Origin of the sequence: Streptosporangium sp. NPDC023825 (assembly GCF_040639575.1) — a bacterium.
GTDB lineage: Bacteria > Actinomycetota > Actinomycetes > Streptosporangiales > Streptosporangiaceae > Streptosporangium.
In genome coordinates this window covers 396,704-402,906 of record NZ_JBFAAE010000001.1, presented here as the reverse complement: position 1 = coordinate 402,906, position 6,203 = coordinate 396,704, and the positions used below count along the sequence as shown (strand labels likewise).

At 71.2% G+C, this 6,203-nt stretch carries 4 protein-coding genes; all 4 read left to right on the top strand.

Features of this window, described 5'->3' with window-relative positions:
* The first annotated feature begins 478 nt into the window (after positions 1–478).
* The 4 genes from AB0G15_RS01720 (at position 479) to AB0G15_RS01705 (ending at position 6,188) form a co-directional block, all read left to right on the top strand.
* Positions 479–1,777, top strand: a complete 1,299-nt coding sequence (locus tag AB0G15_RS01720) for an aspartate aminotransferase family protein (protein ID WP_362834463.1) — start codon at positions 479–481, stop codon at positions 1,775–1,777.
* On the top strand, positions 1,774–3,279 hold the full coding sequence (locus tag AB0G15_RS01715) for a CoA-acylating methylmalonate-semialdehyde dehydrogenase (RefSeq protein WP_362834462.1): 1,506 nt from the start codon (positions 1,774–1,776) through the stop codon (positions 3,277–3,279). Before AB0G15_RS01720 ends, AB0G15_RS01715 begins: the two co-directional genes overlap by 4 nt.
* Before the next feature lie 183 nt (positions 3,280–3,462).
* Complete coding sequence (locus AB0G15_RS01710) at positions 3,463–4,716, top strand: extracellular solute-binding protein (protein WP_362834461.1); 1,254 nt, start codon at positions 3,463–3,465, stop codon at positions 4,714–4,716.
* Positions 4,717–4,961: 245 nt separating this feature from the next.
* Positions 4,962–6,188, top strand: a complete 1,227-nt coding sequence (locus tag AB0G15_RS01705; RefSeq protein ID WP_362834460.1) for a saccharopine dehydrogenase C-terminal domain-containing protein — start codon at positions 4,962–4,964, stop codon at positions 6,186–6,188.
* The last annotated feature ends 15 nt before the right edge of the window (positions 6,189–6,203 follow it).

The window sequence follows — 6,203 nt, the reverse complement described above, 5'->3', positions numbered from 1 at the left end:
GTGGGTCCCCCCGCGGGGGGCCGCCTGCCCGGGGCAGGCCGGCCACCGGCGCGTCGCGGCCGTACCCGGGGGCTGCCGATGCCGCCGATGCCCGGGTCGGGCCGAAGCCCAGCTCCGGATTCCGGGCGACGTACGTCATGCGCTCGTACCCGGCGGGCGGGCCGGAAGAACCGGGCAGAATTCATGTATTTCAGGTTGCTTTGATAGGAAACATGGGCGATGCTGGACTCAGCCCGGCCTCGTGACTGACGGAGCTCGGACGGGGAACCTGGGGGGTGCTCCGTCCGACCCTCCTGTGCGGCTCGCGCCATCCGTCGCGTGGCGCGAGCCGCACGGGACGCGTCGCGGGGCGCGAGCCGCACAGACCTCTCATGGGAGAGATCCACGCCGGCGAGACCTGACAGTGTGACGGGTTCGGCGCGAACATCCCGACATGTTGCAGGTATGAGCGGTGACATCCAGAGGCGATACTCGATATATGTCGGACCTTCTTGCGCGCCACCGCGCGGTAATGCCCAACTGGCTGGCCCTTTACTACGACGAGCCCATCGAGATCGTCTCGGGCAAGGGGAACCGCGTCGTCGACGCGTCGGGCAAGAGCTACCTCGACTTCTTCGCGGGGATCCTGACCAACATGATCGGGTACGACGTGCCCGAGGTGCGGGAGGCCGTCGAGCGGCAGATCGCCACCGGCGTGGTACACACCTCCACGGTCTACCTGCTGCGCGGCCAGGTCGAGCTGGCCGAGAAGATCGCCAGGCTCTCCGGCATCCCGGACGCGAAGGTCTTCTTCACCAACTCCGGCACCGAGGCCAACGAGACCGCGCTGCTGCTGGCGACCTACGCGCGCAGGTCCGACCAGGTGCTCGCCATGCGGCAGAGCTACCACGGCCGCTCCTTCGGGGCGGTCAGCGTCACGAGCAACCGCGCGTGGAAGAACAACTCGCTGTCACCGCTGAACGTGCACTTCCTGCACGGCGCCGACCGGCACCTCGCCCAGTTCCGCGGCCTGTCCGACGACGGCTACATCGCGGCCTGCGTCGACGACCTGCGCCACGTGCTCTCCACCGCCGTCTCCAGTGACGTGGCGGCGCTGATCGCCGAGCCGATCCAGGGGGTGGGCGGCTTCACCATGGCCCCCGACGGGCTGTTCGCCGCCTACAAGGAGGTCCTCGACGCCGAGGGCATCCTGTTCGTCTCCGACGAGGTGCAGACCGGCTGGGGACGCACCGGGTCGGCCTTCTTCGGCATCCAGAACCACGGCGTCACGCCCGACATGATGACCTTCGCCAAGGGGCTGGGCAACGGTTTCGCGGTGGGCGGCGTCGTCGCCCGCGGCGACCTGATGGACAACCTCCACGCGGTCGGGCTGGCCACCTTCGGCGGCAACCCGATCTCCATGGCCGCCGCCAACGCCACCCTGGACTACGTCCTCGACCACGACCTGCAGGCGAACGCCGCCAGGACCGGCGCCCTGATCATCGACGGGCTGCGCGAGGCGGCGCCGCGCCTGCCGATCGTCGGCGACGTCCGCGGCAAGGGCCTGATGTTCGCCGTCGAGCTGGTCGACCCGGCGACCGGCGAGCCCTCACCGGCCCTCGCCACCCGGTTCATGGAGGAGACCAGGAAGTCCGGCCTGCTCGCGGGCAAGGGCGGCCTGAAGGGCAACGTGCTCAGGATGGCCCCGCCGCTCACCCTCACCCTCGACGAGGCCGCCGAGGGACTCGGGATCATCGTCAACGCGCTCGAAACCATCAACGCCGAGGTCGCCCCGTGAAGAACGTCACCCACTGGATCGGCGGCGGTCCCGTCGAGGGCTCCGGCCGCACCTCCGAGATCTTCGACCCCGCGACGGGAGAGGTCTCCGGGCGGGTCCACCTCGCGTCCGCAGACGAGGTCGACGCGGCCGTGGCCGCCGCCGTCGCGGCCTGGCCCGCGTGGCGGGACGCCTCGCTGGTCAAGCGCTCGCAGGTGCTGTTCCGCTTCCGCGAGCTGATGTACGCCAATCGCGACGAGCTCGCCCGGCTCATCTCGGAGGAGCACGGCAAGGTCCACTCCGACGCGCTGGGCGAGGTCGCCAGGGGCCTGGAGGTCGTGGAGTTCGCCTGCGGCATCCCGCACCTGCTCAAGGGTGGTTTCTCCGAGGGCGTCTCCACCCGGGTCGACTCCTACTCGATCCGGCAGCCGCTGGGCGTCGTCGCCGGGATCACCCCGTTCAACTTCCCGGCCATGGTGCCGATGTGGATGTTCCCGATCGCGATCGCCGCGGGCAACGCCTTCGTCCTCAAGCCTTCGGAGAAGGACCCCTCGGCGTCGCTGCTGATGGCCTCGCTCTGGAAGGAGGCCGGGCTGCCCGACGGCGTCTTCGGCGTCGTCCAGGGTGACAAGGTGGCGGTGGACCGGCTGCTGGAGCACCCGGACGTGCGCGCGGTCTCGTTCGTCGGGTCCACGCCCATCGCCAGGTACGTCTACGAGACCGGCACCGCCCACGGCAAGCGGGTCCAGGCGCTCGGCGGCGCCAAGAACCACATGCTGGTCCTGCCCGACGCCGATCTCGACCTCGTCGCCGACGCCGCGGTGTCGGCCGGTTTCGGTTCGGCGGGGGAGCGCTGCATGGCGATCTCCGTGGTGCTGGCCGTGGACCCGGTCGGGGACGAGCTGGTCGACAGGATCGTCTCCCGGGTGTCCGCGCTGACCGTCGGCCCCGGCGACGACCCCTCCTCCCAGATGGGCCCCCTCGTCACCGGGGCCCACCGCGACAAGGTCGTCTCCTACCTCGACCTGGGCGTCTCCGAGGGCGCGAAGCTCGTCGTGGACGGCCGGCTGACCCCCGTCCTGGGCGGTGGCGCCGCCCAGGAGACCCCCGGCTTCTGGCTGGGTCCCACGGTCCTCGACCACGTTCCCGCCGGCTCCCGGGTCCACCGGGAGGAGATCTTCGGCCCGGTCCTGGCGATCGTCCGCGTCTCCTCGTACGAGGAGGGCCTGGAGCTGATCAACGGCGGCGAGTTCGGCAACGGCACCGCGGTCTTCACCAACGACGGCGGCGCGGCCCGGCGCTTCCAGAACGAGGTGGAGGTCGGCATGATCGGCATCAACGTGCCGATCCCGGTGCCGATGGCCTTCTACAGCTTCGGCGGCTGGAAGTCCTCGCTCTTCGGTGACACCCACGTCCACGGCACCGAGGGCGTGCACTTCTACACCCGGGGCAAGGTCGTCACCTCCCGATGGCTCGACCCGAGCCACGGTGGCGTCAACCTCGGCTTCCCGACCAACGGGTAACCTCCGGACCGCGAGCCCGCGCCCCTCCTGCCGGGGCGCGGGCTCGCGTATTCTCCGGCCTCTCCCGGTGTCTCCGATTCCTCCGGTGCGGCGTACGGGGCCGTGCGTTCGCGGGCGTCCCGGGGCGGGCGATCGGCCGGTAGGCTCCCGGGCAGATCGGTGGCGACGTCGGGAGGAAACCTCGTGGGCCTCGTGGGCAGGGACAGGCTCCGCCGGGCGCGTCTCGGAGCGCTGCTGGGAGCGGGAGGGCTGGCGCTCGCCGCCTGCGCCCAGGCGGGAGTCGTGAGCACGGCCAGGCCGGTGCGCGGCCCCTCGCCCTCCGCCACGGCCGTGACACCCGCCGCCACGCCCACCCCCGGGTCCGGCACGACCCCCGGCCCGACACCCACGCCGGCACCGGCACCCACACCGTCGGCGTCCATCGGCAAGGGCGAGGGCACGCTCCAGGTGCTGACCTTCCAGGGGTACGTCGAGTACGGCGGGACCAGCTCGCGGGCCAACTGGCTCACGCCCTTCGAGGAGGAGACCGGCTGCGTCGTCAAGCTCGACCGAGTCCGTACGAGCGAGGAGATGGCCGCCAGATTCGCCGAGGGCTCCTACGACGTGGTCTCACCCGCCCCGGACCTGGCCGGTGAGCTGGTGGCGCAGGGGAAGGTGGCGCCGCTGGACACGGCGCTGGTCGCGGGCTACAAGCACATTCCCAAGCGCCTGCGCGAGCTGCCCGGCCTGCGCGTGGACGGCAGGGTCTACGGGATCCCCTACCTGTGGGGGGTCAACCAGGTGGTCCACGAGGAGGGCGGGCCCAAGGAGCCGTCGGCGCTCTACGGAGCGGCTCCGGCGGCGATCAGGAACAGCCCGCTGAGCATCGCCGACGCCGCGCTCGCCCTCGGCGGGACGCGTCCGGAGCTGGAGATCGAGGATCCGTTCCAGCTCACCCCCGCCCAGCTCGACGCCGCCGTGAAGCTCCTCGCCGAGGGCGCCGGTCCCGACCGGGTCTACTGGGACGGCTCCCTGGAACTGGTGAGAGCCCTGTCGGCGGGGCCGGTGCGGATCGCCCAGGCACTCCCGTACCACCTGGACCTCTTCCGCCGCGCGGGCCGGCCGATGAAGGTGTCGGCGGCGCCGGTGACCGGGTGGGTCGACTCGTGGATGCTCGCGGCCAGGCCCGCCAGCCCGAACTGCGCCTACCGGTGGCTGAACTGGATGACCTCGGCGGCGCAGCGCCCCGCCGCGGCCTGGACCGGGCTCGCCCCGGCCGACCCGGAGGCGTGCGGCGGGCCCGCCCGCCGGATGTGCGAGATCTACCGCCTGCGTGACAGCCGGTGGCTGCGCGACATCCACTTCGCCACCCGCCCGACGCGCGATTGCGGGGGCCGGGGCGGGGAATGCACCGACTACACCGACTGGGTGGAGCGCTGGAAGCAGCTCGTGAAGTGACCGCTTCCCCCCGGGGCCGAGCCTGACAGATCGGGTCCTGGCGGGCCGGGTCCCGGCGGGGCCGGTTCGAGCCTGACGGGCCGGGGACCCGCCGTCCTTCTCGCGGGCCCCTTCTCCGGCATGTCCGTGTGTCTCGCGTATGGCCGCGCTTTTCGTTGCCATGATCGCTTTCAACGACGGATTCGGTGGGAAAATCATGATTCGTCTATCGACTGGTCGACCAGTCAGTGGGTAGGCTACCTGTCATGAGAATCCTTCTTGTTGGAGCGGGCGGCGTCGGGTCCGCCGTCGTGCCGATCGCCGCACGCCGAGATTTCTTCGAACACATCGTGGTCGCCGACTCTCAACAGGACCGGGCCGCCGCCGTCGTGGCCAGGATCGCGGACCCGCGCTTCAGCGCCATCGGGCTGGACGCCTCCGACCGGGCCGCGGTCGAGGCCGCCCTCGCCGAGCACCGCTGCGACGTGCTCTTCAACGCGGTGGACCCCCGCTTCACCATGTCCCTGTTCGAGGCGGCGCTCAACGCCGGCGCCCACTACCTCGACATGGCGATGTCGCTGTCGCGGCCCCACCCGCGCCGGCCGTACGAGCTGACCGGGGTGAAGCTCGGCGACGAGCAGTTCGCCCTGGGCGAGGCCTGGCGCCGGAGGGGCGGGCTGGCGCTGGTCGGCATGGGCGTGGAGCCGGGGCTGGCCGACGTGTTCGCGCGCTACGCCGCCGAGCACCTGTTCGAGACCATCGAGGAGATCGGCATCCGTGACGGCTCCAACCTGGTGGTCGACGGCTACGACTTCGCGCCGACGTTCTCCATCTGGACGACCATCGAGGAGTGCCTCAACCCGCCGGTGATCTGGGAGAACGGCGACTGGCACACCACCGAGCCGTTCAGCGAGCCCGAGGTGTTCGACTTCCCCGAGGGGATCGGGCCCGTCGAGTGCGTCAACGTCGAGCACGAGGAGGTGCTCCTCGTGCCCCGCTACATCGACGCCAAGCGGGTGACGTTCAAGTACGGCCTGGGCGAGGAGTTCATCGGGGTGCTGAAGACCCTGCACAAGCTCGGCCTGGACAACGCGAACAAGATCAAGGTGGGCGGCGTCGAGGCCTCGCCGCGCGACGTGGTCGCGGCCAGCCTCCCCGACCCGGCCACGCTCGGCGACCGGATGCGGGGCAAGACCTGCGCCGGGACCTGGGTGAAGGGCGTGGGCAAGGACGGCGCGCCGCGCGAGGTCTACCTCTACCACGTGGTCGACAACGAGTGGTCGATGCGGGAGTACGGCTGCCAGGCCGTGGTCTGGCAGACGGCCGTGCACCCGGTGGTCGCCCTGGAGCTGCTGGCCACCGGCGCCTGGTCGGGCAGCGGGGTGCTCGGCCCCGAGGCGTTCGACGCGGTGCCCTTCCTGGAGCTGCTCAACGCCTACGGCTCGCCGTGGGGCATGCGCGACGAGACCACCAGGACGCTCCTGTCCGCCTGACGCCCTCTCCGTCCC